The 25,529-nt window shown below is 63.2% G+C and carries 26 protein-coding genes; 16 read left to right on the top strand and 10 right to left on the bottom strand.

From position 1 onward, the window contains the following. Window position 1 precedes the first annotated feature (1 nt). Both P1L41_RS11655 and P1L41_RS11650 read right to left on the bottom strand, forming a co-directional pair. Window positions 2-328, bottom strand: coding sequence for a DUF5789 family protein (locus P1L41_RS11655; protein ID WP_276295901.1), 327 nt, complete (start codon window positions 326-328; stop codon window positions 2-4). Between the two features lie 43 nt (window positions 329-371). After that, window positions 372-719, bottom strand: a complete 348-nt coding sequence (locus tag P1L41_RS11650; RefSeq protein ID WP_276295900.1) for a winged helix-turn-helix transcriptional regulator — start codon at window positions 717-719, stop codon at window positions 372-374. A gap of 136 nt (window positions 720-855) precedes the next feature. Between P1L41_RS11650 and P1L41_RS11645 the strand changes: the two genes are divergently transcribed. Further along, entirely contained in the window at window positions 856-1,275 is a 420-nt protein-coding gene (locus P1L41_RS11645) for a DoxX family protein (RefSeq protein ID WP_276295899.1), read from the top strand. Between the two features lie 73 nt (window positions 1,276-1,348). Then, window positions 1,349-3,007: a rhomboid family intramembrane serine protease gene (locus P1L41_RS11640; RefSeq protein ID WP_276295898.1), complete on the top strand. Its 1,659-nt coding sequence runs from the start codon at window positions 1,349-1,351 to the stop codon at window positions 3,005-3,007. Window position 3,008: 1 nt separating this feature from the next. Here the strand turns inward: P1L41_RS11640 and P1L41_RS11635 are convergent, their stop codons facing one another. Together P1L41_RS11635 and dph2 are read right to left on the bottom strand one after the other, a co-directional pair. After that, window positions 3,009-3,635, bottom strand: a complete 627-nt coding sequence (locus P1L41_RS11635) for an METTL5 family protein (protein ID WP_276295897.1) — start codon at window positions 3,633-3,635, stop codon at window positions 3,009-3,011. Between the two features lie 108 nt (window positions 3,636-3,743). Then, window positions 3,744-4,790 (bottom strand): diphthamide biosynthesis enzyme Dph2, encoded by a 1,047-nt coding sequence (dph2, locus tag P1L41_RS11630; protein ID WP_276295896.1) that lies wholly within the window; start codon window positions 4,788-4,790, stop codon window positions 3,744-3,746. A 114-nt stretch (window positions 4,791-4,904) separates the two neighbouring features. On the opposite strand from dph2, the gene P1L41_RS11625 reads away from it, so the two are divergent. The 9 genes from P1L41_RS11625 to P1L41_RS11585 all read left to right on the top strand — a co-directional run bounded on the left by P1L41_RS11625 (window position 4,905) and on the right by P1L41_RS11585 (window position 11,827). Further along, entirely contained in the window at window positions 4,905-5,303 is a 399-nt protein-coding gene (locus tag P1L41_RS11625) for a YlbF/YmcA family competence regulator (protein WP_276295895.1), read from the top strand. Between the two features lie 82 nt (window positions 5,304-5,385). Then, entirely contained in the window at window positions 5,386-6,216 is an 831-nt protein-coding gene (locus P1L41_RS11620) for an MBL fold metallo-hydrolase (RefSeq protein WP_276295894.1), read from the top strand. Window positions 6,217-6,297: 81 nt separating this feature from the next. Beyond that, complete coding sequence (locus tag P1L41_RS11615) at window positions 6,298-7,470, top strand: hypothetical protein (RefSeq protein WP_276295893.1); 1,173 nt, start codon at window positions 6,298-6,300, stop codon at window positions 7,468-7,470. Window positions 7,471-7,511: 41 nt separating this feature from the next. Then, the gene (locus P1L41_RS11610) at window positions 7,512-8,408 is read left to right on the top strand and encodes a phosphoribosyltransferase HisG-related protein (RefSeq protein WP_276295892.1); all 897 of its coding nucleotides are present in this window, start codon (window positions 7,512-7,514) and stop codon (window positions 8,406-8,408) included. Between the two features lie 494 nt (window positions 8,409-8,902). Continuing rightward, window positions 8,903-9,100, top strand: a complete 198-nt coding sequence (locus tag P1L41_RS11605) for a DUF7511 domain-containing protein (protein ID WP_276295891.1) — start codon at window positions 8,903-8,905, stop codon at window positions 9,098-9,100. 333 nt (window positions 9,101-9,433) lie between these two features. Further along, window positions 9,434-9,967 (top strand): DUF7344 domain-containing protein, encoded by a 534-nt coding sequence (locus P1L41_RS11600; RefSeq protein WP_276295890.1) that lies wholly within the window; start codon window positions 9,434-9,436, stop codon window positions 9,965-9,967. Between the two features lie 391 nt (window positions 9,968-10,358). Next, window positions 10,359-10,946 carry a metal-dependent hydrolase gene (locus P1L41_RS11595; RefSeq protein ID WP_276295889.1) on the top strand — a complete coding sequence of 196 codons (588 nt, stop codon included), beginning with the start codon at window positions 10,359-10,361 and terminating at the stop codon, window positions 10,944-10,946. 94 nt (window positions 10,947-11,040) lie between these two features. Beyond that, a complete protein-coding gene (locus P1L41_RS11590; RefSeq protein ID WP_276295888.1) occupies window positions 11,041-11,328 on the top strand; it encodes a HalOD1 output domain-containing protein in 288 nt (95 codons plus the stop codon). A gap of 121 nt (window positions 11,329-11,449) precedes the next feature. After that, window positions 11,450-11,827, top strand: coding sequence for a DUF5658 family protein (locus tag P1L41_RS11585; protein WP_276295887.1), 378 nt, complete (start codon window positions 11,450-11,452; stop codon window positions 11,825-11,827). Window positions 11,828-11,839: 12 nt separating this feature from the next. Here the strand turns inward: P1L41_RS11585 and P1L41_RS11580 are convergent, their stop codons facing one another. Further along, the gene (locus tag P1L41_RS11580) at window positions 11,840-12,376 is read right to left on the bottom strand and encodes an HTH domain-containing protein (protein ID WP_276295886.1); all 537 of its coding nucleotides are present in this window, start codon (window positions 12,374-12,376) and stop codon (window positions 11,840-11,842) included. A gap of 622 nt (window positions 12,377-12,998) precedes the next feature. On the opposite strand from P1L41_RS11580, the gene P1L41_RS11575 reads away from it, so the two are divergent. The 3 genes from P1L41_RS11575 (at window position 12,999) to aglF (ending at window position 14,955) form a co-directional block, all read left to right on the top strand. Further along, window positions 12,999-13,208 (top strand): hypothetical protein, encoded by a 210-nt coding sequence (locus P1L41_RS11575; RefSeq protein WP_276295885.1) that lies wholly within the window; start codon window positions 12,999-13,001, stop codon window positions 13,206-13,208. Window positions 13,209-13,310: 102 nt separating this feature from the next. Continuing rightward, on the top strand, window positions 13,311-14,171 hold the full coding sequence (locus tag P1L41_RS11570) for a beta-keto acid cleavage family enzyme (protein ID WP_276295884.1): 861 nt from the start codon (window positions 13,311-13,313) through the stop codon (window positions 14,169-14,171). 52 nt (window positions 14,172-14,223) lie between these two features. Further along, window positions 14,224-14,955 (top strand): UTP--glucose-1-phosphate uridylyltransferase AglF, encoded by a 732-nt coding sequence (aglF, locus tag P1L41_RS11565; RefSeq protein WP_276295883.1) that lies wholly within the window; start codon window positions 14,224-14,226, stop codon window positions 14,953-14,955. A gap of 14 nt (window positions 14,956-14,969) precedes the next feature. Here the strand turns inward: aglF and P1L41_RS11560 are convergent, their stop codons facing one another. The 5 genes from P1L41_RS11560 to P1L41_RS11540 form a co-directional block, all read right to left on the bottom strand. Next, on the bottom strand, window positions 14,970-16,505 hold the full coding sequence (locus P1L41_RS11560; protein ID WP_276295882.1) for a twin-arginine translocation signal domain-containing protein: 1,536 nt from the start codon (window positions 16,503-16,505) through the stop codon (window positions 14,970-14,972). 124 nt (window positions 16,506-16,629) lie between these two features. Then, on the bottom strand, window positions 16,630-18,426 hold the full coding sequence (locus tag P1L41_RS11555; RefSeq protein ID WP_276295881.1) for a hypothetical protein: 1,797 nt from the start codon (window positions 18,424-18,426) through the stop codon (window positions 16,630-16,632). A gap of 103 nt (window positions 18,427-18,529) precedes the next feature. After that, window positions 18,530-19,507, bottom strand: coding sequence for a hypothetical protein (locus P1L41_RS11550; RefSeq protein ID WP_276295880.1), 978 nt, complete (start codon window positions 19,505-19,507; stop codon window positions 18,530-18,532). Continuing rightward, window positions 19,507-20,766 carry an antibiotic ABC transporter permease gene (locus tag P1L41_RS11545; protein ID WP_336399365.1) on the bottom strand — a complete coding sequence of 420 codons (1,260 nt, stop codon included), beginning with the start codon at window positions 20,764-20,766 and terminating at the stop codon, window positions 19,507-19,509. Before P1L41_RS11545 ends, P1L41_RS11550 begins: the two co-directional genes overlap by 1 nt. Further along, the gene (locus P1L41_RS11540) at window positions 20,763-21,848 is read right to left on the bottom strand and encodes a DUF354 domain-containing protein (RefSeq protein ID WP_276295879.1); all 1,086 of its coding nucleotides are present in this window, start codon (window positions 21,846-21,848) and stop codon (window positions 20,763-20,765) included. Before P1L41_RS11540 ends, P1L41_RS11545 begins: the two co-directional genes overlap by 4 nt. A gap of 655 nt (window positions 21,849-22,503) precedes the next feature. Here P1L41_RS11540 and P1L41_RS11535 point away from each other — a divergent pair. Together P1L41_RS11535 and P1L41_RS11530 are read left to right on the top strand one after the other, a co-directional pair. Next, entirely contained in the window at window positions 22,504-24,012 is a 1,509-nt protein-coding gene (locus P1L41_RS11535) for a lipopolysaccharide biosynthesis protein (protein ID WP_276295878.1), read from the top strand. 75 nt (window positions 24,013-24,087) lie between these two features. Further along, window positions 24,088-25,482: a sulfatase gene (locus tag P1L41_RS11530; RefSeq protein WP_276295877.1), complete on the top strand. Its 1,395-nt coding sequence runs from the start codon at window positions 24,088-24,090 to the stop codon at window positions 25,480-25,482. Window positions 25,483-25,529 lie beyond the last annotated feature (47 nt).

The following is a 25,529-nucleotide window of genomic DNA, read 5'->3' as shown; positions in this document are numbered from 1 at the left end:
GTCAGAAGGGGACGAGCGACCGCAGCTGCGAGAGGAGACTGGTCCCACCGGAGAGCCGTTTTCGCTCGAAGACCGGATGGAGCGCGTTGAGCAGGTCCTGCTCGGTCTCGAAGTGCCGCTCGGTCGACTCGTCCAGCGCGTCTCCCACCGTCATCGTGTGTCCGGCCGGGTCGTACGGGACCTCGATGGTGCCGGCGAGGTCGCGAACCTCGTCGGCGGTCGCTGGGTACGTCAGTTCGTCGCTGGGCAGTTTGCCGTCCAGCGCTGCGATACCGAACTCGATGACGTCTGGTTCGTCGTTGTCGTCGCTTGGTGGCCGGACTCCCATTGTCGTAGTGTTCGGACCGGGGGGTGGAAAATCCTGTGTTCCGTCACTCGGGGCCCTGGGCGAGCCACTCGTCGGCCCAGTCCTCGATCTCGTCGAAGACCGGACAGAGCGAATGTCCTTTCGGGGTTAGCGTGTAGTAGGTCGCCACTGGCGCGTCTTCCTCGAGCCGTCGCTGGACGAAATCGGTCTCCTGGAGGTCGTCGAGGACGCGGGAGAGCGTCCGCGAGCTCGCGTCCGTCGCCCGTTTGAGTTCGTTGAATCTGCGCTCTCCGTTCTGGAGTTCGTGGAGGACCACGAGTCGCCACCGGGACCCGATCTGTTCGAGCGACTCGACGACCGCACACGGGCCCGCTTCGTCCTCTACCGCGTCTGAGAATACTTCTGATGACATCGGTGCTACCTGGTATCGTCTATGTCCGGGAATCGATATATAGGTTCGGATTCGAATCAGGTAACGTGATGAAACCACCTGTCAATCACAGATCGATTCGCTCGGCGACCACTGCGACCCCGGCGGTGAGCGCCTGATGGCGTTCGAGACTGCGGGTGCGCCCGAGGCGTTCCTCGTCGGCCGCGTGCTGTTCGGTGGCCTGCTGGCGTTCATGGGCCTGAACCACTTCCAGAACGGCGAGCAGCTGATTCCCTACGCCGAGATGAAGGGGCTGCCCGCCCCTGGACTGTCGGTGTACGTCAGTGGCGGGCTGCTGGTGTTCAGCGGCCTGTTGCTCATCCTCGGTGCCTTCCCCGTCGTCGCGGCCGGTGCGCTCGCGACGTTCCTCGTCGTGTCGGCACTGACGATGCACGACTTCTGGGCCGCGCCCGAGGAACAGAAACAGGACGAGATGACCCAGTTCCTGAAGAACGTCGCGATGGCCGGCGGCGCGTTCGTCCTGCTCGCCGTCTCGGGGACGGCCTGGCCGTACAGCGTCGGCATCGGACTGTTCTGACGGCGCGAGAGCTCGGATTTTCCGCCGTGCGTGGCGTCAATGCTAAACCGTCGCCGGTCCCAGTGCCACCTGAATGATACAGGCGACGCCGGAGTTGCCGAGCGTGATCGCCGGGCTGCCGCTCCGCGCGGGTGTCGTCGTACTCGTCCTCCTCGGGACGGCCGTCGGGTTGCGACGGTTCGCCGGCGTCACTGTTCCGGATGCCGTCCGCGCACGGCTCCTCCTGGGTGTGCCGTGGGGGACGCTCGTGACTATGGCCGGCCTCCTCGCCGTCTACTTCTTCGTCCAGGGCGCGTGGTGGCATCCGCACCCGCTCGTCACCCCGTTCCGGACGTGGTCCTACTTCTACCCGCTCGGGATACTGACCAGCGCGTTCACGCACGACGGGCTGGGCCATCTCATCGGGAACCTGCTCGGGACGCTCGTGTTCGGAACCGTCGTCGAGTACGCCTGGGGCCACTATCCGACGCGGCGCGGTGTCCAGACGTTCACGTCGCTGCGCACGAACCCCTTTGCCAGGATACTCGCGGTTCCCCTGGCGGCGGTCGCCGTCGGGCTCTTCACCGCGCTGTTCGCCATCGGTCCCGTCGTCGGGTTCTCCGGGGTCGTCTTCGCGCTGGCTGGATTCGCACTCGTGGCGCGGCCGACGCTCTTCCTGGCCGCACTGCTCGCGAACCGAATCGTCGACCTCGTCGTCGCGACGCTCAGATTCCCTGAGTTCACCGCCAGGGCCCGCCAGCAGTTCGTCTCCCCGTGGTGGGCCGACATCGCTATCCAGGGCCACGCCGTCGGGATGGTCGCCGGCGTCGTGCTCGCAATCTGGTTGCTCCGGCGGCGAGAGACCCAGCCGAGGGTCCCCCGCGTCTTCTTCGCCGCACTCGTCTTCGCCGTCTTCCAGGGACTCTGGGCCATCTACGTCCCGCTCGGCGGGGGCCGGTTCACGCTGTTTCGCTGGCTCGGGACGGCCGGGGTGTTCCTGCTTGCGCTCCTGGTGGCACTCGCCGTCTCTGACGTCGACCAGCCACTCGCAGTCGGGTTCGAGCGACCGAGCGCCTCGCTGGCAACCCTTGCACTCGTCGTGGTCCTCGGTGCGCTCGCGCTCGCGGCCGTCCCCACCAGCGTGGTCACAATCGGTCCCGAGCAGGTTCCCGACGACGGAATCACGGTTCGGGACTACGTCGTCACCTACGACGAGAACGTCCGGAACGAGTACGCGGCGGGAATCTGGACACCGGTCGAGACGGACCGCACCCTGGTCAGCGAGAGTGGCATCATCGTCGCGAGCGACACGCGGGACACGTGGCTGCCAGTCGTCCAGAAGGGACGGCTGGCCCTGAACGGACGGGCGACGGTCATCGTCGGCGGGCTGGGCTGGCGCGAACGCATCGTCGCGAACCGGACCGGATGGGTCGTCCTCGGTAACGACACGGTCTATCGGGTCCAGCTCCGTCGGGAGGGGGGCGAGCCCGAGCCGGTGTTCGAATCGCCCCCATCGACGCCGGCGGCGACCATCGACGGCCGGAACGTGACCGTCCAGCCGACCGAAGAGGGGTTCCTGCTCGAAGTGCGGCGCGGTAACGAAACGCTCGGTGTCGGACCGGTGCCGACGAACACGACGACGGCCGACATCGGTGGGCTAACCTTCGAGCGCAACCGGTCGCGACTCTACGTCTCGCAGAACGGGACGCGCGTGAACATCGCGCGCTATCAGACCGACCAGCGCCCGGAGTGAGTCACTGCCAGTCGATGCGGAACACTTCGGCCGTGATGACCCGCCGGTCGTCGTCGTGGAAGTCGAACTGCCGGGGCAGTTCGAACTCCGTCTCGAAGGCGTGGGTCACCTCGCCAGCGTTGTCGGCGGCGAACGCCTCGACGAACTCCCGGCTCCCCTCGTTGTGGACCGAGTAGGAGACGCCCGAGAGTTCGGCGGCCGTCTCCAGGAACTGCCGGTCCGCGTGCTCGTTCCCCGACTGCGCCCCGAACGGCGGGTTCATCACGACCGTCGTCTCCTCGACGGGCGGACAAAGCGGCGCCGCGGTGGCGTCCCCGCGCACCCACGAGACGGAGGTGGTCGACCCGACCTTCCGCTCGTTCTGTCGTGCCGTCGCGAGCGGGGCCGGGTCGATGTCCAGCCCGACGACAGTCTCGGGCGACCGGAGCGCCGCGCCGAGCGCGAGCATCCCGGTTCCACAGCCGAGGTCAACGACGGTTCGGCCCTCGACGTCGCCCTGGAGGTCCGCCGTGTGGACGAGGTGAGCCGCCAGGTCGGGTGGCGTCCGATACTGTTCCAGGCTGGCCCGTGGGTTCTCGAACCCGGCGACGACGGCGAGTTGCTGGGCGAGGGCGCTCTTCGTCGGCATCAGTTCAGATACACCTGATTCATGCAAAAAGGTTTGGGAATGCGCATCGGTAATACACTGGTACGGTCGCTGCTTCGAAGGCCGGAACGAGGAGCCGAACAGGAGTCGCTACCAGGTCCCGTGGAAGGTGTCGAACTCGAGCGATTCGAGCGGTTTCTCGCCGATGGCGATCTCGTACTCGCCGGGCGTGAGCATCGGCTTCTTGAACTGCGGCCCGTCGTCGGTCGTGATGCGCGGACAGCCGGTGTTGACGTAGGCGTCCATCCCGAAGTTCGTCAGACGGTCCGGGGTCACTTCGTCCATCGTGATGATGTAGGCGTCGTCGTTGTTCTCGACGATCTCCTGGGCCTGCTCCCAGCGACCCTGCCCTATCTTCGTACAGAAGATGACGCCCCACGTCTCGGCGTCCATCGCCTTGTGGACCGAGGCGTAGCGCTGCTTCATGAACTGCTCCGTGTCGGCGATGGTCAGCGCGTTGTTGACCGGGTCGGCGATGATGACCTTCTTATCGGGGTGTTCCATCGCGAGGCCGAGCGGGTGGAACTTCCCGCCGCCGACGTAGAGAATCTGGTCGGCGTCGACGTCGGCGGAGGCGTAGTTACAGCCCAGCACCTGTCCCTCGTGGGTGAGGCGGTCGTCACCCTTGCGCGTGTGGACCTCGTAGCCGCGGTCTTCGAGCCACTCACGCATCTCGCCGAACTTGTTCATGTGCTGGGCCGTGGTCACCAGCCCCACGTCGGGGTCCTCCTCGGGTGGTGCGAGTTCCTCCGCGTGGGCCTGCTCCATGATGGGGAAGACGTCGACGTTCGAGAACAGCGGGACGTAGATTATCTTCTCGGACTCCTTCATCGGGGAGTGGCCGAAGTGGACGAACACGTCGGTCCGTCGCATCAGGTAGGTGTCGAGATCACAGGCGCCGTAACACGGCTGGCCCGATATCATCACCTGCACGTGGTCGGGAAGTTCCGCCCGGAGGTCGTCGGCGACGGCCGGACCCCGGCGCTTCAGCCCCTCGGGGAACTGGAGGCCGACAGTTGCAGCGTCACGCTCCTGGACCGCGTCGACGATGCGGTCGAGTTCGTAGTCCCACTCGCGGTCGTGCTTCAGCGAGAGGCCCGTGTTGCGGAGGTCGCCCTCGGTCCGTTCCTGGCTCATTAGCCACGGATACCGGCTGGGGGCGTAAAACCTCCGCGCTTCGGACCGGTGGCCGTGTCTCGATACCACACGGCTTCGGCAGGTTCATACAGCGCGAGTCCCAAGCCGCCGGTAATGAGCATCGAGTCCGATACCCCGACCGAAGCAGACGGCGACCGGGTCGACCAGCTCGCAAGCGAGTTCGGTGAGGCCATCGCCGAACTGCCGGTGTACCAGCGCTACCAGGAGGCCAAGGCGGCGGTCGAAGCCGACGAGGAAGCGCAGGACGCCATCCAGGAGTTCGAACAGATCCGCGAAGAGTACATGCTCGCCCGACAGACCGGCCGCGCGTCCCAGGAGGACCTCCGGAAGGTGCAGTCGGCCCAGGAGGAGCTGCACGGGATGCCCGTGATGAGCGAATATCTCGAAGCCCAGAACGAGCTCGAACTCCGCCTGCAGGAACTCAACGAGCTCGTCTCCGCGGAACTGACCGTCGACTTCGGCGGGAAGGCCGGCGGCTGCTGCCAGGACTGATTTTCGGCTACTCCCCCACGTCCGGACATCCGACTGCCCGGGGTCCGTAACGACTTAACCCGCGCCGCGAGCAGTCAAGCGTATGCCCGTAGACTCCGACTGGGACGACTGGCTCCCCCGTGCGGTCGAAGACGCCGACCCCGACGGACTGGCCATCTGGTACCTCGGCTGTAACGGCTTCGTACTGAAATCCAGCGGCGGGACGACGGTGTTCGTCGACCCGTACCTGGGCATCGGCGACCCACCGCGTACCGTCCGGATGGTCCCGGTGCCGTTCAACCCGGAGGACGTGCTCGAAGCCGACGCTGTCCTCGGAACCCACGAGCACACGGACCACGTCCACGGGCCGTCGCAGGCACCCATCCTCGCCGGCACGAACGCCGACTACTACACCACCGACAGCGGCCACGACGTCATCAGCGATGAAGCGTGGCTGGACAACTGGGCGGTAACCGACGACCAACTGCACGAGGTCGCGGAGGGCGACACGCTGGAACTCGGCGATCTGACGGTCCACGTCGAACCAGCCAACGACCCGGACGCCGAGCACCCGGTATCGTTCGTCTTCGAGCACGCGTCAGGAACGTTCTTCCACGGCGGCGACGCCCGGCCTGGGGCGTTCGCGGACGTGGGTGAGCGGTACGACATCGACCTCGGCGTCCTCGCGTTCGGTACCGTCGGGATGATTCCCGACAAAGAGACCGGCGAGCCGACGCGCACGAAGTGGTACAACGACGAGAACATGATTATCGAAGCGGCTAACGAGCTTCAGCTCGACACGCTGCTCCCCACTCACTGGGACATGTGGAAGGGGATGACCACCGAACCGACTGTGCTCCACAACCACGCGAACAGCTTCGAGTATCCCGGCTCGCTGGAGATCATCGAAATCGGCGACCGAGTCGACCTGTAACGGGGCGACCGCCGTGCTGCAATTCTCTTTTCGGAGAATCGGCACGTAACTTTAAGAGCGTTGACTTACGCAGTAGCACATATGAGCGACTCGCAAACGTACGAGGAGGTCACCGCGTCCTCGGACGGCGTGACCGTCACGAAGCGGTTCGAGGAAGACGATTTTCCGGTACCTGCAATCGCGTTCAACGTCGTATCGAACCGAACGGAAGCCGTCACGATTCGGCTTGTCGACACCGTCCCCGAGGACGTGGCCGTCGAGGACCTCGGGTTCCACCCGGAGTACGGCAGCGAGTACTGGGACATCACGGACGACCGGATAACCTTCGAGAAGGAGCTTGAACCGGAGAGCGAGTACACGACAGTCTACGGGATTCGAGCGACGGGCACGGACGACATCGAGAAGTTCCTCACCGAACCCACCATCGAGAACGTCGACCCACCGTTCGACGGCGACGAAGACGCAATCGTCGGGAGTACCGACGACGCCATCAAGGACGTCATCTCCGGGGACTCGGAGAACATGCCGGGACTGGAAGACGAGGACGAAGCGGAGAGCGAAGACGACGAAGACGTCTCGACGCTCGAGCTCGCGGACCCGAGCGGGAACAGCGAACAGGTAGCCGAAGCAGAAACGGCAACGAGCGAGGACGAGGACGAGGGCGAAGCGGAGGGAGCGGCGGTCGACGTCGAAGGCGGCAGCGTCGTCGCCGCGATGGCAGCGGAGATCCGGCAGGACAACGTGTCGGCCGACGACGTCAAGATGCTCAAGCGAGCGCTCGACGCCGTCTCCGAGGACCAGTCGAGCGGCGCGAACACCGCCCGCATCCAGCGCATGCAGACCGACATCGCGGACCTGCGAGCCTACACCGACGCCCTCGAAGAGTTCCTCGAGGAGCACGGGACCGGCGAGGAACTGATAGCGGAGTTCAGCGAGCGACTGGACACCTTCGAGTCCGACCTCGAGGAGTACGAGACGGAGATTCAGGCGGCGAAGTCGACAGCCGAGGAGGCCAGGAGCACGGCCGACAGCACGTCTGGTGAGGTCGCCGAGGTGAGCACCGAGCTCGACGAACTCGAGGAGTCACTCGACGATATGAACGAGTGGGTCGAGTCGGTCGAGGCGGACATCGAGGAAGTGCGCGACGAGATCGGGGAGGGCGAGATCGACGACCGCCTCTCGAGTCTCGAGTCCGACATCGAGGAGCTCAACGAGTGGCGGGAGCAGCTCTCGTCTGTCATCGGCGGCAACTAGCAACCGAACCCGTTTTACCGACCCCCGCTCTGGTCTCGACAATGACGACGACCAGAGTGGCCGTCCCGAGGAAGGGACGCCCCCTCGAAGCCGTGCTCGAACGGCTCGCCACTCGGACCGGGGAGACCGAGCTGGCCGACGACATCATCTCGACGCTCCAGTACGAGAAGGCGGTCACGAAGGACAAACAGACCGCCCCCGACCCCGTCTACCAGCGACTCGCCGAGTACTCCTCGCTCGACGACCCGTCCGAACCGGAGTTCACGCTCCTTCGAGACGACCGGGACGGGATGCCCCGGCGTGTCGTCTTCGACAGCGTCACCGTGCCGACTGAGCACGGCGACGTCCAGCTCGTCGGTCGGGAGGAGCCGTTCCGGGCCCTCCGGACCCACGAGTTCGCGCTCGGGTTCGACAGCGCGGACCTCGTCCTCGAAGAGGTCGTACAGCTGCGTCCGGAACCGCTGACCAGCATCGCCGAGATAAACGACCGAATCGACCCACTCGACACCGACGTCCGGGTCGTCACCGGACTGGGAGACACGGTCTATCACACGCTCCTGGCGACCCCGGAGATCGTCGACTCCCAGGACCGACCGCTGGACCGCCAGTTCGTGGCCGACTACGCCGGCGAGCTGTGTATCTCGCCGCGCTACGAGCGCCTCGTCGAGGCCGTCCTCGGGACGGAGTCACTCGACGACATCACCTTCACCTACCCGAACGGCGGTCGGGAGGAGGAGGCAGACATCGCCGAGACAGGGCTCGGCGTCTACCTGACCGTCTCGGGGTCGACGGCCAGAGACCACGGGCTCGAACTGGGCGAACGGCTGTTCCCGAGCGAGACGGTGCTCCTGGAGAACGAACACGAGCGGACGGAGACCACGCAGGAGGTTGCAGCGCTGTTCGAGCATCCGGACGAGACGGCCCTCCAGTCGGTCTGACCCGGTGGGTCTTCCGTCGTCATCGCGCTGTGAACCACGATTCTAACCAGGTCACGGAATCGGGCAACAAAAGACAGTTTCGAGGATATTTCGGCGGCGCATTCGATTTTGCACATCTAATAAGACATACTGGGCTTAGAAGAGAGATTCCATAATTAATCTGGATAATATAGAACTCAAGTACGCCTATATAGTACAAAATAACCGAAATTCGTAGATATATAATATCCATTGAACAGAAATACGGATAGATGCACTTCTTGAAATCGATTCGACGACAGAAGGGAGACGAACAGATAGAAATACACAGACTGTCGATAGGCGATGGCTCGATAACGCGACAAGCCCGTTCGACCTAAACCCTCACCGGCGACGGCGGAGTCGGGAGCCACAGAAGAGGGTCCTGAGCCCTGTTCGGGCCGTAAACAGTACCTAATAGTCGTCAGCATGTCAATAACGATGTCGTCAACGAGAAGACACTTCGACGAACAAGAATGGCACAGTTTGACACGGATGGGGACTCGAACGGAATCTTCGAAGCGGAGGACGTCTGCAGGACCATCATCGAGCGCTCGACCGACCGACCGGACAGGTGCACGATCTACGACACCGACGTGAGTGGGAAGATGAGTGCGACTCGCTGGGTGGCCGCGGCAGAGGGGTCGTTCGTCTTTTCCGAACTGATGCGGTGAGTCGAGGGTTCGTTTTCCGTGCATGTTCTCCACCCGGCATAGCGTCGTCGTCGTCGAGCGACTCCGAGCCCGTCTCAGTGGGATGGGACGTTGTTCGCGTTCGTCTCCAGACAGCTCTCAGAGCGCTCCGGCCACGGGTACTCGACAGCCTGTGCTCCTCCCGTGCTGGACGGTAATCCCGGTAGTATTCACAGACCTGAGAGTTAAGCCCCTTTTACCCGACGCCCCTCAGGTAACGTAGTTGTAACAATGCATTACCCGAGGGAGAATACGGATAGCCACTGACTCAGTACCGACCGGCTCAGGACGGCAAGGAAAACTTGAAAAGAACCAATGGCAACTGATAACCAGGAACTCTCGCGCGACCGCGTCTTCGACATACTCAGTAGTCCGAGACGACGCTACGTGCTCCACTATCTGCGGACTGAGGAGAGTCCCATCGAGCTGACGGCACTCGCAGAGGAGGTCGCAGCCTGGGAGAACGACACGACGGTCGAGAACTTATCCTCGCAGGACCGGAAACGGGTCTACGTATCGCTCTATCAAACGCACATCCCGAAGCTCTCGGAGGCAGGCCTGATCGAGTACGACTCCGAATCGGGTAACGTCGCGCTCTCCAGCCAGGCGTCGGAGATAGACCCGTATATGGGGACACAGCCCGACGAGCGGCCGTGGTATCTCTACTACATGGCGCTCGCGGCCGCGAACGTGTTGTTGCTCGCGCTCACGAACCTGGTGTTCACAGGAATCGGGGAGACGATAGTCGCGTTCGTCGTCGTGGCGTCGTTCCTCGCGCTCACGGCGGTCCACGCCGCCACGCACTACCGCAACCGGGACGGTAGTTCGGGCGGCATCGAAGAAACGTAAGTTGGTATCATCCGGTCGCCGCTGTCCCACCTATGAGGTTAGTCCTCGTCGTCCGTAGACCTCTCGGGCATGAGCTGCTCGGGTTTTCGCATGTAAACCGGGGTGTTTGCGAACTCCGCCATCCGTTCCAGGTCGCTCTCCGAAATGAACTCTGGCATCACTACGGAACACGTCATCACATCCCATAGTAATTCAGTCCGTATTTTCGGGTAGTGGCTCTGTTCCCGGGTCGAAGTAATTTATCTGTTCCCGGGTAAACAGTGTCACTGCCGGCCGGAACGGTACGTATACCGATATCGCGGACGTAGTTTCTCTATAACAACCCACTCGCCGGTGGTGTGACGACTGTGAGTATGGCAGACCTGTTCGGAGAACCCGGAGTGACACGCTGATGTGGCCCTGGGAACACCTGGCCGTCGGCTACATCGCGTTCTCCGTGATGCAGCGGGTCGGCGGTAGGCAGGGGGTGCCGACCCCAGCGGCCGTCGCGCTCGCGCTCGGCACGCAGCTCCCGGACCTAATCGACAAGCTACTCGGCTGGGGCATCGGAATCCTGCCGGGCGGCCGGTCGCTCGGTCACTCGCTCCTGTTCGCGCTTCCGCTCGTGGTCCTGGGATATCGTATCGCCAGAAGACTCGGTCGCCGAGACGTCGGGGGTGCCTTCGGCGTCGGGTATCTGTTCCACCTGCCGGGCGACATGGTGTATCCGGCGCTGCTCGGTGGTGACGTCGCGTATCGGTTCCTCTTCTGGCCCATCGTCCCGGCCCCCGAGTCCGAGCCGGTGACAGTGCTGGGCCGGACCGTCGAGCTGTTGGCCTACTTCCTTGCAGAGCTGGCAACCAGCACTGGCCGGTTGTACATCGCCTTCGAACTGCTCCTGCTAGGGACGGCAGTGACACTATGGGTTCTCGACGGCCGACCGGGCTTCCCCAACGGTGACCGGCAGCGAACGACTGACGACCCGGAGACACCACGATAATCTCGGATACTATCCAGTCAGTATCAGGTTACTCAAAGATTATATACTGCCTGATACTATAGAGTACTACTGGCAGGACCAGTAAGACACTATCATGGCCAACACAGAACACAGTGTAGACTATCGCGAACGGAACCCCAGAGAGTACCACGGCCGCGTTCCGAACGGCGAGCTGGCGACACAGACGGTCGTCCACATGCTCGCGTCGATAGAGAACTGTGACCCGATCGACATCGGGCCGCTCGCGGACTTCGTCGATACGGACTCGCTGAACAAGCTCGTCGACCAGACGTCGGACGAGAACCTGGAGATCAGGTTCACGATCGAGGAGTACACGGCACGCGTGTCCGGTGACCGCTCCATAGTTCTCGTCGCGGAGTGACGGTCAGCTCGGTGGTCGAAACACGGAGATCTCCCTGACAGCAGTGTTTTAACCAGGGATTACGTTTTGATTCTATCGGTACTGAGTTAGTTACCTTGTAGCATCATGTTAATCTGTCTGTATGTCCGACGAACGCGGGTCCGCGAACGTAGACTGGTTCTACGCACCGCTCTCTGTCCGGTGGGTGGGCTCCGTGGACCGAGTACTCTGGGCCCTCGTTCTCGGCGGTGCTACGGCAGATACCATCCTCACCCTCGTTGGCCTCCAGCTCTGTTTCGTGGAGGCCAACCCCGTCGCCGCCTGGGCGCTCGAACGGCTCGGTGGCCTAGGGCTGATACTGTTGAAGACCGGGGCACTCGTGGTTCTCTACGCGGTGGTCAACCGGCTCCCCCGACGGTATTCGCTCGCCGCACTTCTGGGATTCAGTCTCCCACAGATGGCCGCATCCGTGATGAACACCGTGCTCATTGTTACGCATGCCTCCAGCTGCTTCGCGTAAAGATACGGGGCCTCACTCTGTGGGAAGCGTTCCAGGGAGGTGTTCTTGGGACGCCTCGGAGCGCCGCCCGACTTGCTCCAACGCGTCGCGGACGGTGTACGATTCGCCGTCGATGATACACGGGAAGACGCCCACGAGTTGCTCCCCCTCGTACATCGCAGTGCATCTGCTCGGTGGGACGATACTCTTGAAGGACTGTCCAGACATGGACGAATCGACGTCTCTGACCCGGAAGAACGGAGAGATGGTGACGCCCTCGTCCGCAGCGAACGCGAAGAACTCCCCGATGCTGTCGACGATGTGCTTGCCGCTGTCGAGCCCGGAAAGCGCCCCTTCGGTGCAGATCCGCGACCCCCAGACCGTCACGCTGACGTCTCCGAGCTGCTCGCGCTCCCGGAGTTCGGTGAGCAGTTCGACGAGCTGCCCCTGGGACTCGTAGTTCTCGGTGGGGGCGAGGGTCTGGACGAACAGCTCGATTCGGCTCTCGGGCCCCAGCGATGGAAGATACGCTCCCAGTGCCGATTCAGTACCGCTGTGAGTACCATGCATCTCTGTCGTCAGTTTTGCCGGTGTTGATAAAACAGTAGTAGACCGTTTCGACGGTAATGCCGACGTGTTCTGACGGTCGTGCCAGTTGCCTCGAATTACTTGCGACGCCGCTCCGTGACCGACTGTAGCGGGTCGTTCCGGTGCAGTCCATGCGTGCGGGAAGCAGCGACGTAGGTGGTCCTGGAACTCGTCTGGAAGCCGATCAGTGCTGACAACTGCCACGGCAACTGACCAGTGAACCAGCGGAGATTACTACGTCGATACTTGCCTGAGGTCCGGTGCTCCTGAGACTGGCTGTCGCGACGGCGCGGCACCTTGGGTCGTGCGAGGAGTACGCGAGTAATTCCGCCTTATCCAGGTTTCTCACGTTGAAACGAACCGTATGCTCCGGCAATCCGCAACACGTTCCGTGAGACGGTGGTCGCAATTCTGGTACGTATCCTGTATGTAAATTGTATTTAAATGAACGTTCTCGGCTCGTACATCGACACAACCCCTTTTTGAGTAGTATGTCCTTTCCGCGATATGGACGAACTGCGACGGGACGGTGGGCGGGAGAAAGTTGGACTTACCAGTAGACAGCCACGGCCTCGTTCGAAGCGACGATGGAGGGCCTGAACCGATGGAGCAGCTCGGAGAGGACTCAGAGTGGGACGACGTCCCGGACGACCCGCATCCGGAGAACCACCTCGGGTACGAGATGGAGGAGCTGACCGTCATCGAGTCGGCGACAGACTCGAAGTACATCTTCCTCCCCGCGGACGAATCGCAGCTGGGCGAAGAGGAGTTCATCGTCGTCGGGGAACAGGCGCTCTGCGAGCTGGAACAATAGCCCTACCGGCCGTCCGCCGGTGGCCGATACGCACTGAATAACAATACCTCGGTTGTCCGTAGCCATGGTCATCAGTTCCTCCCTGGGGGACTCGACGAAACGATGACTTACCGAGATTATATGCGGGGCGACGAACTGATTCTCAGCGTCGCACCGACCGGCAATCGAGAGCCAGACGACCAGACGACCTACCTCCCGGTCAGTCCCGACGAGATAGCGACTGCCGTGTACGAGGCGCAGGTACAGGGCGCCAGCATCGCGCATCTCCACGGACGGCGCGACGACGGCGTTCCGGAACCGAAGCGGCTCCCGGCGGTCGCCCGCGCAGTCAGAGAGCAGGCGACCGACGTCCTCGTCGAGTACGGTGTCGGGCCAGACGATGCGCTCGGCGACTACCTGGACGTCATCGACGAGGGGCCGCGCCCGGACCTCGCTCAGGTTCGAGTCGGGCCCGAGCAGTACGGCCACCGAGGCGTCAGTAGCGTCAACCGTCGGGACGTCGACCGGTTCCTCGAAGAACTGGACGACCGGGACATCAAACCGAACCTGCTGGTCACGAGCGGCCGTGACCTCAACGAGGTGGACCGGCTCATCCGGTCGAAACTCGTCGCACCGAACCCACTGCTCACACTCAAGCTGGGGGCGAGCGCGGGAACCGTCGCGACGCCACAGATGCTGCTGGCGCTCCTCGACGCCGCCCCGTCCGAAGCGACAGTCCTCGTCAGCGCGTCGGGACCCAACCAGTACCCCCTGACCTCGCTCGCCGTGTTCTACGGCGCACACGTCAGGACCGGGATGGAGGACAACCTTTATCTCAACCGCGAGACACCGGTGCAGAGCAACAGCCAGCTCGTCCAGCGAGTCGGTGAGCTCGTCTTCCACTCCCAGCGGGAGTTCGCGGGGCTGGACGCTGCGAAAGAACTAATCTCTCTCCCCGACCGACAGCGGGACATCAGCGTCTGACCGGTCCCGTAAGCGGACGTATACTTTATATTCTACTTCCGGTAGCCAGCCTATGGATGCAGTGATTCTTGCAGCCGGAGAAGGGACCAGATTACGGCCGCTGACGAACGACAGGCCGAAAGGGATGGTCGAGATCGACGACCGGCCGATACTGGCCGACTGCTTCGACCAGTTGCGTGCACTCGGCGCGGACGCCTTCCACGTCGTCGTCGGCTACCGGAAAGAGGACATCATCAGCCACTTCGGCGACGAGTACGCCGGTATCCCGATAACCTACGCCCACCAGCGCGAGCAGGCCGGGCTGGCTCACGCACTGTTGACGGTCGAGGACCGCATCGACGACGACTTCATGCTGATACTCGGCGACAACGTGTTCCGCGCGAACCTCGAGGACGTCGTGATGCGCCAGCACGAAGACAGGGCCGACGCGGCCTTCCTCGTCGAGGAGATTCCCTGGGAAGAGGCGAGCCGGTACGGCGTGTGTGATACGAACGAGTTCGGCGAGATAACGGCGGTCGTGGAGAAACCCGACGACCCCCCGTCGAACCTGGTGATGACCGGCTTCTACACGTTCTCGCCGTCGATATTCCACGCCTGTCATCTGGTCCAGCCGTCGGACCGCGGCGAGTACGAACTGTCCGATGCCATCGACCTCCTGCTCCACTCCGGCCGGACCATCGACGCGATCCCGATCAATGGGTGGCGAATCGACGTCGGCTACCCGGAAGACAGAGACGAGGCGGAACGGCGACTGCGGACGGCTTCGAAGCCGGAACAGTCCTGATTCGCTCGTTGGCCTTATCCTGTGGTGTTCCCGTCGCTTCTGCTCCTGTCCGCGTTAGTTCCCTGTGACGCCTCGAACGCCTGGGACGTACACTCCCCACTGTGGGTCAGCTCGTCGATGTTGACAGACGAGGCCACTTGCGTGACGTCCGCCCCTTCGACGTCGATGTTGATGTTCCGGATGGTCGTGTTGTCGGATTCGTTCACGATGATGGCGTCGCGGAACTGACTCCACAGGATGCAACCGCCCTCGATGAGCGACCCCGGACGACCGTTGATCTCGATGACCGGCTTCCCGAACGAGTTGCCGACCGCGACCACGTTCCGAATCGTCGCGTTCCAGGGGCGTTCTGCCGTGACACCGAGTCTCGGGTCACGGGGGTCGTCGATTCGTATCGCCTGCACTCCATCGGCGTCGATTTCGAAGCGACAGTCGACTAGTTCGAAGGAACCGGCGGAGCCGTCGGCCCACACTGCGGCCTGCGTCCGTTCGGGGGAGTTCCGGACGATGAACTCGCAGTTCTCGATTCGACCACCGGTCATCCCGAGTCGCCCGGTCTCCCAGATGATTCCGTGGGGGTTGATGAGAGAGCCTTGGTTGTCCGGGTGAACGGTCTCGGTGTCGATGACGAACCGGCAGTTCTCGACGACCGACCCCTCACCGCCGACGCGCAGACTCGTCTGGTTGTTGTTCTCGAACAGGGAGTCGGAGATATGGACGCCCCCACGGGTTCGCGACGCGTAGATAGCGTTCGTCCCCGTGTTCGCGATGTGGCTGTTCCGGATGTACAAGTTCCCGACGTGGCGTTCGCCGAGCCAGATACAGCCGGCGTTCGCGTTGTTGTCGAGGTGCCCGTGCGAGACGATGTCCGTCGGACCCGTTCGGACGAGCCCGTCGACGACGGCGGTGCCGTCGGGGTCCAGCGCCATCGGCACCAGGTTGTCCAGCGCGCCGCCCTCGACGGTCGGGTTGAAGCCGACGAACTCGACGTCCTGGACGTGTATCTTGTCGGTCGCACGCATGATGAGGCCGATACTCCCCTCCGTCGAGTCGCTGTAATCGAAGGCTACGTTCTCGACGAGCTGGCCGCTGCCGCCGTCGGAGTTGAGGAGATTCCGCCCCTCGCCCGGCGTCGTCACGAAGCGTACGTCGCGAGGTTCCGTTCCGAGTCCGAGTACCCCCCAGTTAGTTACGGGCTGGGGCTCCGGTTCCGACTCGAAGAGGTATCTGCCGGGCGGGAAGGCGACGAGCACGTTCCCCTGTTCGAGAGTGGCCTGCAGTTCGTCGTCGATAGGCTCCTGGCCCGTCGGGTCCATTCCCAGGTCCTCGACAGCGTTGACGACCGTCCCGAACGAGATGCCGTGCCGGGGGCTCAGCGAGTCGCTGGTGTCGGGGGTGGGGGTCTCCTTGGACGGCGGCTGCTCCGTCTGTCCCGAGGGCGGGGATTCTGTATCGGGGTCCCGGTTGGTGGAACTCAGCCAGGAGCACCCACTAAGAGCCCCGACACCAGCGAGTACCGCACTCTTAGCGAGAAAGTCGCGACGATTCACGTTACTCAATGATGGGCTCGGTCGTGCAAGGTTATTGCTTTCTTACTGACGACTTAGGATGGTGCTTGCCACCGCGACGCGGTGACGGTCGACCGGAAGGCGAGGGCAAACTGCCGGCCAGCCATCATTCATCGATGTAGTAGACGCCGACGTCCCCGTTCGACTGGATGCGATGGATGCCGTTCGTCGTCTGCAAGCGCTCGAAGCCGCGTTCGTCGAAGCGGAATCCGTTGTACACGTCTAACTCCTGGGTCCGGTCGTACTGACTGACGACGAGATACTTGTCAGTATCGTAGACCCCTGACAGCCCCTCGTTGAACGTCGTCCCGTTGAACATCACCGCCCGCTGGTCGCGTCCGTCTTCACTGTACTGGAGGGCGTCGATGAACCGCCCCGCATGGCCTCGTAATCCGCCGAACACGCGAACGTCCCTGTCCTGGTTCTCCAAGAGCGTGTCGTACCCGTCCATCTCCGTCTCGGTCACCTGCGCGTTCGGCAGCAGGATGAACGGCGAGGAGAACGCGATGAGGAGGCCGGCCGCGAGGACGACCACCGTCGCGACACCCAGCACTGGGCGCCAGTCGCGCCGGAACGGCGTCGACGAGACGTGAAAGAGCGCGATGGCACCGAGGATGGTCACGAGGACCATCCCGAAGCCGAACTGTCTGAAGAGGTAGGCGTCGATATCGCCCAGGAAGTGGAGTCCCACGAACGGAACGAGGACGAGCCCACCGTAGGCGAAGTAGATGACGACGCCGTCGGTCTTCTGTGACTGGGCCTGGAAGCGCGAGGAGAGCACGCTCAGGATGAGTCCACCGGCGAGCAGCGAGTAGATCGTACTCACGCCGAACAGCTTCACGAACATCTCGGTGAGGCTGGTACCGACCGCGACAGTCGAGCTGCTCCGCTGCTGGATGACCTCCCCGGCCTCTTCGTTGCCGGTGATGGTCTCCTGGACACCGGTTATCATGAGATCGAGGACCCGGTACGTGTTCTCGAACTGGCCGGCCCAGAGCGCGAACACGATGGCCAGGAGAATGAACTGACCGTAGATGCCACGCATCTGTGAGACGGCGTGGTCCTTCGAGCGGAGCCGGTAGACGAACTGGACCAGGGTGATCGTCCCGAACAGGAGTAACACGTTGAACGCAGCCTGGGGGTGGAAGAACACCACGGCGACGAGAGCAACGGGCAGTAGCATGCCAGTCGGCGAGATGAGTCTCGGAAGGGACTCGTCGACGTGTTTCTTCGTGACGTGGGCGAACAGCAGGTAGTACACGAAGACCGTAAACAGCACTGTCATCGAGAACGTGTGGAAGTGCTCGTGGGTGCTGATGTGGTTTATCGGCATGAGGAGGAACCCGGAGAAGACACCGATGAAGATGGCTTTCCGGTTCGAGTACAGCACGTACAGCGTGAGCGGGACGAACACGACGTAGAGGAGCTTCACCAGGAGCGTGACGTACATCATCGTCAGCGGCATGTCGATGCCGCCGAACTTCGAGAAGAACACCGAGATCATGTGGAAGCCCGGGTAGATGATGTCTCGCGGGTCCAACACGCCGTCGGCGATGTCTTTCGCCCAGCCCAGGTGGTGGAGCGAATCGCCGTGCCCGTAGAAGAAGTACCCCCGTATTATCGGGAGCGCGAAGATGCTCAGGACACCCATGACTGCGAGGACCAGCGCGAGGGTCCCCAATCGGTTGTCGTACGCCAGTATGGACACGGCGATAGCGACGAGCAGGGCCACCGAGAGCGCGACCCAGTAGAGCAGCGGGGACTGCGTGTACACGGAGATCTCGTAGCCGGTCGCGGGGTTGTTGTGTGCCGTCAGAAAGGCGAAAGCAAGGGCACCAAAGCCGACGATGAGGGCGAGCTTGAGCCCATAGCGCCGGCGGTTGCTAGTCCGCGTCCCACTCACATTCATGATGCCATCTTGCTTCCCGTATACGGTGTTCACAGATAGTTATCGTGAGAATAACGCCCCCACTGGAGTGTTCCGTACGCGATACGTTCCGCACGGGTTATAGATAGCCGAGCGCCCTGAGCCGTTCTTCGGCGTCGTCTTCCTCGTCAGGACCTGCCTGCCGGTCGCCGACAGCGGCTTCCTCGACGATTTCTCGACGGGTCTCGCTCTCGACGACCAGCCAGGGGACCGTGACGAGCGCATCGGCGTAGACGGACGGCGGGTGGCCGTACAGCTTGAACGGGACCGGGCAGGGTGTCGGGCGCTCTCCGACGAGGTTCCCGTGGTCCGAGGTCACGACGGTCCGTCCGACGAGTTCTTCGAGCAGGTCCTCGACGTGGTCGAGCGTCAACTGCAGGTTCTCGTTGTACCCCTTCCACAGGTCGGCCTCGGTGATGACGCCCTGCTGCAGCAGGTCCCAGACGTTGTAGTGGTCGCTCTCGGCGGTCTCACCGGTCGCCTGCCGCTTCGAGAGCTCCATACCTGCCTGTTCGTCGACGAGCGTCCGCCCGAACTCGCCGATAAAGGGGTAGTGGGGCTGGACGAAGTGGCTGATGATGCGTTTGTCGGGGAACCGCTCCTGTGCGTCGATGGTCGCGTCGACCATCGCCTCCGGCCGCACCGTGTTGAACGCCTCGTCCCACTCGTCCCGCCAGACGGAGACCGTCTCGTGGAAGGGGGTCTCGAGGTTGACGTCGACCTGGGGGTTCGCCGTGACGTAGACCGTGTCGTCGAACGTCCGGCCGGCGAAGTTCTGCTGGAGGAACTCCGTCGTGTTCGACCCCTTCGAGACGCGTCGCTGCAGGTCGCCGTCGAGCGTGTTGTGCGCGGCGAACATGTCGTAGCGACACGCGTCGAGGATGACCAGCGTGTCCCACTCCTCGGCCATGACGTCGATGCCCTCGTTCTCGTGGACGTACTGGAAGTACGGTTGGACAAGCGTCGCCCGGACGGCGAAGGGCATCACTATCTTGCGCCACCAGCCGGGGTCGTTCCAGTGTCTCCGGAGGTTCGAGGTGAGGATTTCGAGGTCCATCAGGTGCCTCCGTCGAGGTGGCGTTCCTCGAGATACACGGCCAGCGCGTAGGCCATCCAGGCCTGGCACCAGCGCATCAGCGTGAACCGCTTGGTGTAGAACCGTCGTTTCTGGTAGTAGAACTGTCCCTCGCCGGCATAGAGGTTCGCGAACACCCAGTCGATGATCTTCCGGGCGAACGTGAACTCGCCGGCCTTCGAGAAGACGATGATACCCTGGGTGGCCGCGTGGATGTCCTTCGGATACGCCTTCTGCTCGTCCCAGTTGGGCGCGCCGTTCGGGTCGAACAGGTACTCGCGGTGGAACTGGAGGGCCCGCTCGACGGTGTCGCGGTACCGCTCGTCGCCGGCGACCTCCTGGTAGCGGAGGTACGACTCGAGGACGAACCCGTTGTGGTGGTTGTCCATCGAGAGGTGGGACGCCGACGCCGGGTCGCGGTACATCCAGCCGCCCAGGTCGGTCTGTTTCGTCGCGATGTAGTCGAGGAGCTTCCGTGCTCGGTCGAGGAACGCCGGGTCGCCGAACTCCTCGTAGAGGTCCACGTGGAGGCGTGCGCCCACGGCCCCGCCGTTCAGGGTGTAGAACTCGCCGTCGAAGTACGGCTGGTAGACGATGCGCGCACCATCGTCGAACTCCCTGTACTTGAGGTCCTCGTCGACGAACGCGGCCGCCGTTCGGGCGACAGTCGCGTAGTCGCCCTCGTACTCCGCGGCTCGCAAGAGCGCCTTGACGCCGTACGAGGTGGGGACGACGTTCGGCGTGTTCGCCGGCCGGCGCTCGTCCAGTTGCTGCATCTCGTGGGTGTGGCCGCCACAGAACCCGGCGTACCCGTCTGCCCGGTTGTCGACGAGCCAGTCCGCGAGTGCCCGTGACTCCTCGCGATACATCTCGTCGCCGGTCAGCGAGTAGGCCGTCTCGTTGGCCATCGAGAACAGCGCCGTCCCCTTGAAGTTCTGGCGCTGTTCGACCAGGAAGTACGGCCTGACGTTCACCGGGGCGCGCTTGATGCTCTCCTGGACGGCGATGTTGACCCACTTGTTGTCGACGGGCAGCGCCCGGAGGACGCGGCTGCTCATCCCGTCGAAGTAGTCGTACCCCGTGTAGTCACGCTCCCGGGCGTATTCAAGCGTTTCAAGCATCACTTGGAGCAGGTAAGCCTCGTCTACCGGCAGGTCGCGACGTTCCATGGCGGGCCTGTCGGCGCTCATCTGCCCATGGCCGTTCGACCGCGCCGACGGTTCGAGTCCCTCCCGGCTCATCGGTCGGCCTCCAGGTCGTCGATGAGGCCCTGGGTGAGTGAGACGACCTCGTCTCTGACCCTGCGGGCCCGTTCACGGCTCGGCTCGGCGTCAGACGCGTCGATTCCACTGAGGTACTCGCCGATAGCATCGACGTCCCGTGAGTGGAACACGCGGCCCTCGTCGACCAGTTGCTGGTCGACCGAGAGCAGCGAGTTCGGGAAAAAGGACACGGCGGGCGTCTCCATGCAGGCAGCCTCTCTGGCCATCGTACCCGACCCCGTCAGGACACACTGGGCATACCAGGCCAGGTCGAGCCCGTTGAGCGCGTTCGGCGGCGTGTACACCCTGTCGTCGGGGAACTCCGCAGCGTACGCCTCGTCATCTCGCCAGCGGGGCAGGTACACCACGTTGAGTCCCCGGTCGACGATTTCGGCCAGCAGTCGCGGGACGATAGACTCGTCGACGTCGACGTAGGCTGCGGTCATCGCCTCGGGGCGGACGACGACGAACTCGTCGAAGGGGAGCTTCTCGAGGAAGTCGGGGTTCGGTTCGAAGTCCGCGACGTAGACGTGTTCCTTGAGGCCGTCGTACGTGTGAATCGAGCCGCTGCTGGCCCCCCACCGCTTGAGCTCCCAGGTGTCGAAGGCCGCGGGGACCACGTTGTGCGTCGCCATCGCTTCGAGTCGGTTGTACAGCTCCTCGGCTCGAAGGCCGTCGACGTACGCGGTGATGTCGTTGTCGGTGAAGTGAATCGACGGAATCCCTCTGACCTTCGCCGCCAGGATACACATGGCGTTGCGCGAGCAGAGCGCGACGTCGGCGTCGGGGGCCTGGAGGCCCAGCTGGGCCGTCCGGAGGGGAATCCCGAGCTTCCTGAGTGTCGGGTTGTCGAAGTCGCGGCCCACCGTCCTGACGTCGAAGCCCACTTCGCGTGCCAGCGGGACCGTCTCAGTCTTCTTCCGGACGGTCACCGTCGCCGTCACCGACTCGAGCCCGTCCACCAGTGCCCGGAAGAAGAACGGGTGCGACGGACTGACGAGGTCGACCCACGCGGCCGTCGTCCGCGGGACGGTAGCGGTCGCTACCGCCTCAGTCGCCATCTATGCCTCCAGTGGTCCGGGCGAACCGACCGCGCACCTCGGACGGGTGCGATGTCTCGCCAGCCGGTTGTGTTCTAGCAGGGCCCACCCAGCGATCTCGGTTCACATGTTGCCTGTTCGCTCTCATGTCTCGGATGAGTCAACAGGGACCTCGTGTGGGCTTTGTTATGGCCGGCCTGTGCAGGGCGACGGTACCGACCTGCGACAGTAGCTACCGGCAGCATGCGCGTCGTCGACTCACGGTGAGGTCCACGTTGCCGCCTCCGGACAGGTAGGGACTGAAGTCGACTCACACCTCTGGCGAAGTGCGACCGAGGACCAACCGCGCCGGGGCGATATCCGCAGACGTCGGCCCGGTTCTCGGCTCTCAGCGGCCGGACGCCGCATTATCCTAACCATAACAATACTGCGGTCGTTGAAAGGGAGTCTCACATGGAGACGAACCCCAGGTCAAGCGGGTCGCCTGCCGGTTGGCAGGCGGGTCGCTCGAAGGGTCACTCGGCGAACGGATTGTTGAATCGCGTGCGGGTACGTTCTGAATGCTCACTGCACGACGGAGCGCTGAATCGACTGTCGACGGACGCCGGAGTTGGGTGCCACAAACACCGCCAGCAGTCGGTGAACAGGCGTCTGCCGACCGAGTGGAGGGACTGAGATGGGACCCAAATCCAAGATACAGCGTCTCATCAAGCGGCTCATCCCCAGTGGCGGCGTTGCCGAGCGGGCCGTCAAGAGCGGGATCTGGATGGCCGGACAGAACGCCTTCGGTCGGGTTCTGCAGCTGGTCATGCTCATCATCCTCGCCCGGCTCATCGGGCCCTCCGAAGTCGGGCTGATGGGTATCGCCCTGCTCACACTGAGCGGGGTCCGGAAGTTCACGAAGATGGGGCTGAACTCCCAGTTGATTCAGCAGGTCGATTCTAACGTCGACGCGTATCTCAACACGACGTGGCTCCTCGAAATCGCTCGCGGTGTCGTCATCTTCACCGTGCTGTTCGTCGCGGCCCCGTTCATCGCCCAGGTGTTCGATACGCCCCGAGCGACCGACATGATTCGGGTCATCGGGCTCTCGCCGCTCATCCTCGGGCTGCAGAACCCGGGCGTGGTGTACTTCTCGAAGAACCTCGACTTCCACAAGCGGTTCGTCTACTACCTGTCGGGGCAAGTGGTCCAGCTGACGGTGGCCGTCGGGTTCGCACTCTACGAACCGACGGCCTGGGCGTTCATCCTGGGGTTCGTCAGCGGCGACCTGATGATGCTGGTGCTCTCCTACGCCCTCCACGAGTACCGCCCGTGGCCCTCGTTCGACCGGTCGAAAGCCGGCGAACTCATCAACTACGGCAAGTGGCTCACCGCCTCCTCGATTCTGTACTGGCTGTACAGCGAGGGTGACGACGCGTTCATCGGCTGGCTGCTGACTCCGGCCGCGCTCGGGTTCTACCAGTACGCGTACCAGTTCTCGAACGCGCCGGCGACGGAGATCGCTCAGGTCGTCTCGAGCGTGATGTTCCCGGCGCTCTCGAAGCTCAAGGAGGACACCAGTAAGCTCCGTGAAGCCTACTTACAGACGCTGCGTGTCACCGCATTCGTCTCGTTCCCCGCTGCAATGGGGATTCTCATCATCTCGCCGAGCTTCGTCCAGGTGTTCCTCGGCCCCGAGTGGGAACAGATGATTCCCGTGATGCAGATACTGGCCATCTTCGGGCTGCTGCGTGCCATCTCGAAGACCTTCGGTCCGCTCTGGAAGGCCATCGGTCGACCGGACTACATCACGAAGCTCAGCTTCATCCGCGTGGTGCTGCTCGCGATATTCATCTGGCCGGCGACCGAGGCATACGGTATCGTCGGCACGGCCCTCGTGGTGACCGGCATCTTCATCTTCCCGATGATGCCGATGGACATGTACCTGACCGTCAAGGCCATCGACGGGACCTTCACGCAGGTGCTCCGCGAGCTGGTCTACCCGCTCTTCGCGAGCGGTGCCATGGCGGCCGTCGGCTGGTACACCGCCTCCCTGCTCGACGTCCCGCCCATCGTGGAACTCCCGCTGCTCATCGTGCTGGGCGTCGTCGTCTACGGCGTTCTCGTCCTCTTCCTCGAGTCCCAGTTCAACTGGGGCGTCAGACAGAACTTCGAGACAGTCCTGTCGAGCATCAGGGCCTGAGCGGCACGTCTTTCTCGCCGAATCGGGGTGGTAGTCACCATTGAATTAAACCCGTCGACGGGCTCCTGTGTATCAATGGTACAGCGAGACATCATCTGGATTTCCCTGGAGAGCGTGCGACAGGACCACACTACGCTCGGGGGCCACGAGCGTGACACGACTCCGAACCTGGCACGGCTCGCTGGCGAACCGGGCGGTGCTGTGTTCGAGAACTGCTTCTCCCACGGCATCTGGACCCGGACGTCGAGCACGTCGATACTCACGGGCCGAGCGCCCAGCGACCACGGCGTGCTCGCCTTCGATTCGAAGCTGGGTTCGGACGTCGAGACGATTCCGGAACAGCTCTCTGCGCAGGGCTACCGGACGGCCTGTATCTCCCCCATCGCACAGGTGAGCGAGGCAACTGGCCTCGACCGTGGCTTCGACGACTTCCACTATCTCAACAACGACACCCTGCTACAGGAGGCGGGCCCAGCGACGATGGCGAAGTTCCTGCTCAACATCAACCGGCACTCCGCCGGCCTGACCACGGACACCAAGAAACACTGCATCGGCTATCTCGGGACGGAGATCGCGAAGCGACACATCCGACAGGCCGAACGGTCCGGTGACCCACTGTTCCTCTATACGCACATCGGTGACAGCCACCACGCGTACTATCCGCCGAAGGGCTGGCGGACCCAGTTCGAAGCCGACCTCGAGCTCTCACTGGAGGAGGCGCTGGCCGTCTCGCTGGACATGTCTGACCGGCTCGTCGAACACATCGCGAACGGAGCGTCGTTCACCGACGCCGAGTGGAACGCCATCGAGGTCATGTACGACCAGTGTCTCCTGTACGTCGACCATCTCGCGGGGGCCATTATCGACGAAGCCCGAGCCCGACTCGAGGACCCGATCATCGTCGTGACCTCGGACCACGGCGAACTCCTCGGAGAGCAGGGGCTCCTCGCCCACATGCTCGTCACGAACACTGCCGTGTCGAACGTTCCGATGGTCGTCTACGGTGTCGACGGCCTCAACAGCAGCGACGAGTTGATGCAACACGCCGACGCGATGCAGATGGCGCTCGCCGAATGTGACCTCCCCATACCGGTTCCAGCGGGGATAGACCTCAGAGAGAGCGAGCGTCCGTTCGCGGTCACGCAGCGAGGGGGAAAGCGGGCAGCGAAGAAGGTCCGCCAGCTGGAAGAGTACCGACCCGACTTCGACCACACGGCGTTCCCCGAAGGCGACCTGACCAGCATCAGGACAGCGGAGTTCCGATACCAGCGGACAGACACCGAGGAAGCGCTCTTCTCGCTCCCCGACGAGCTGGTCGACGTCTCGTCGGACTACCCTGAGGAACTCGAACGGATGCGAACACTCTGTGAACAGTGGCTCGAGGAGCACGCACAGGCGCGAGCCATCGAGGAGGAAGCCACCTTCTCACGGAACATGGAGCGCCAGCTCAAAGACCTCGGATACCTCTGACCCGTCTTGGCTTCGAAATCGACTTTCGAGGTGCGCTGAGTCACAGT

The organism is Haloarcula ordinaria (genome assembly GCF_029338275.1).
Classification (GTDB): domain Archaea; phylum Halobacteriota; class Halobacteria; order Halobacteriales; family Haloarculaceae; genus Haloarcula; species Haloarcula ordinaria.
Note: the sequence above shows the minus strand (reverse complement) of the source record. Positions and strands in the feature narration are given on the sequence as shown.

What these genes read in the sequence shown, in the direction of transcription:
- P1L41_RS11535 (WP_276295878.1), top strand. Translation starts at nt 22,504, where the DNA reads ATGGGACCCAAATCCAAGATACAGCGTCTCATCAAGCGGCTCATCCCC.
- P1L41_RS11590 (WP_276295888.1), top strand. Translation starts at nt 11,041, where the DNA reads ATGGCCAACACAGAACACAGTGTAGACTATCGCGAACGGAACCCCAGA.
- P1L41_RS11550 (WP_276295880.1), bottom strand. Translation starts at nt 19,507, where the DNA reads ATGGACCTCGAAATCCTCACCTCGAACCTCCGGAGACACTGGAACGAC.
- aglF (WP_276295883.1), top strand. Translation starts at nt 14,224, where the DNA reads ATGGATGCAGTGATTCTTGCAGCCGGAGAAGGGACCAGATTACGGCCG.
- P1L41_RS11585 (WP_276295887.1), top strand. Translation starts at nt 11,450, where the DNA reads ATGTCCGACGAACGCGGGTCCGCGAACGTAGACTGGTTCTACGCACCG.
- P1L41_RS11610 (WP_276295892.1), top strand. Translation starts at nt 7,512, where the DNA reads ATGACGACGACCAGAGTGGCCGTCCCGAGGAAGGGACGCCCCCTCGAA.
- P1L41_RS11595 (WP_276295889.1), top strand. Translation starts at nt 10,359, where the DNA reads ATGTGGCCCTGGGAACACCTGGCCGTCGGCTACATCGCGTTCTCCGTG.
- P1L41_RS11570 (WP_276295884.1), top strand. Translation starts at nt 13,311, where the DNA reads ATGACTTACCGAGATTATATGCGGGGCGACGAACTGATTCTCAGCGTC.
- P1L41_RS11600 (WP_276295890.1), top strand. Translation starts at nt 9,434, where the DNA reads ATGGCAACTGATAACCAGGAACTCTCGCGCGACCGCGTCTTCGACATA.
- P1L41_RS11640 (WP_276295898.1), top strand. Translation starts at nt 1,349, where the DNA reads ATGATACAGGCGACGCCGGAGTTGCCGAGCGTGATCGCCGGGCTGCCG.
- P1L41_RS11650 (WP_276295900.1), bottom strand. Translation starts at nt 719, where the DNA reads ATGTCATCAGAAGTATTCTCAGACGCGGTAGAGGACGAAGCGGGCCCG.
- P1L41_RS11635 (WP_276295897.1), bottom strand. Translation starts at nt 3,635, where the DNA reads ATGCCGACGAAGAGCGCCCTCGCCCAGCAACTCGCCGTCGTCGCCGGG.
- P1L41_RS11545 (WP_336399365.1), bottom strand. Translation starts at nt 20,766, where the DNA reads ATGAGCCGGGAGGGACTCGAACCGTCGGCGCGGTCGAACGGCCATGGG.
- P1L41_RS11620 (WP_276295894.1), top strand. Translation starts at nt 5,386, where the DNA reads ATGCCCGTAGACTCCGACTGGGACGACTGGCTCCCCCGTGCGGTCGAA.
- P1L41_RS11580 (WP_276295886.1), bottom strand. Translation starts at nt 12,376, where the DNA reads ATGCATGGTACTCACAGCGGTACTGAATCGGCACTGGGAGCGTATCTT.
- P1L41_RS11530 (WP_276295877.1), top strand. Translation starts at nt 24,088, where the DNA reads ATGGTACAGCGAGACATCATCTGGATTTCCCTGGAGAGCGTGCGACAG.
- P1L41_RS11655 (WP_276295901.1), bottom strand. Translation starts at nt 328, where the DNA reads ATGGGAGTCCGGCCACCAAGCGACGACAACGACGAACCAGACGTCATC.
- P1L41_RS11625 (WP_276295895.1), top strand. Translation starts at nt 4,905, where the DNA reads ATGAGCATCGAGTCCGATACCCCGACCGAAGCAGACGGCGACCGGGTC.
- dph2 (WP_276295896.1), bottom strand. Translation starts at nt 4,790, where the DNA reads ATGAGCCAGGAACGGACCGAGGGCGACCTCCGCAACACGGGCCTCTCG.
- P1L41_RS11615 (WP_276295893.1), top strand. Translation starts at nt 6,298, where the DNA reads ATGAGCGACTCGCAAACGTACGAGGAGGTCACCGCGTCCTCGGACGGC.
- P1L41_RS11645 (WP_276295899.1), top strand. Translation starts at nt 856, where the DNA reads ATGGCGTTCGAGACTGCGGGTGCGCCCGAGGCGTTCCTCGTCGGCCGC.
- P1L41_RS11540 (WP_276295879.1), bottom strand. Translation starts at nt 21,848, where the DNA reads ATGGCGACTGAGGCGGTAGCGACCGCTACCGTCCCGCGGACGACGGCC.
- P1L41_RS11605 (WP_276295891.1), top strand. Translation starts at nt 8,903, where the DNA reads ATGGCACAGTTTGACACGGATGGGGACTCGAACGGAATCTTCGAAGCG.
- P1L41_RS11575 (WP_276295885.1), top strand. Translation starts at nt 12,999, where the DNA reads ATGGAGCAGCTCGGAGAGGACTCAGAGTGGGACGACGTCCCGGACGAC.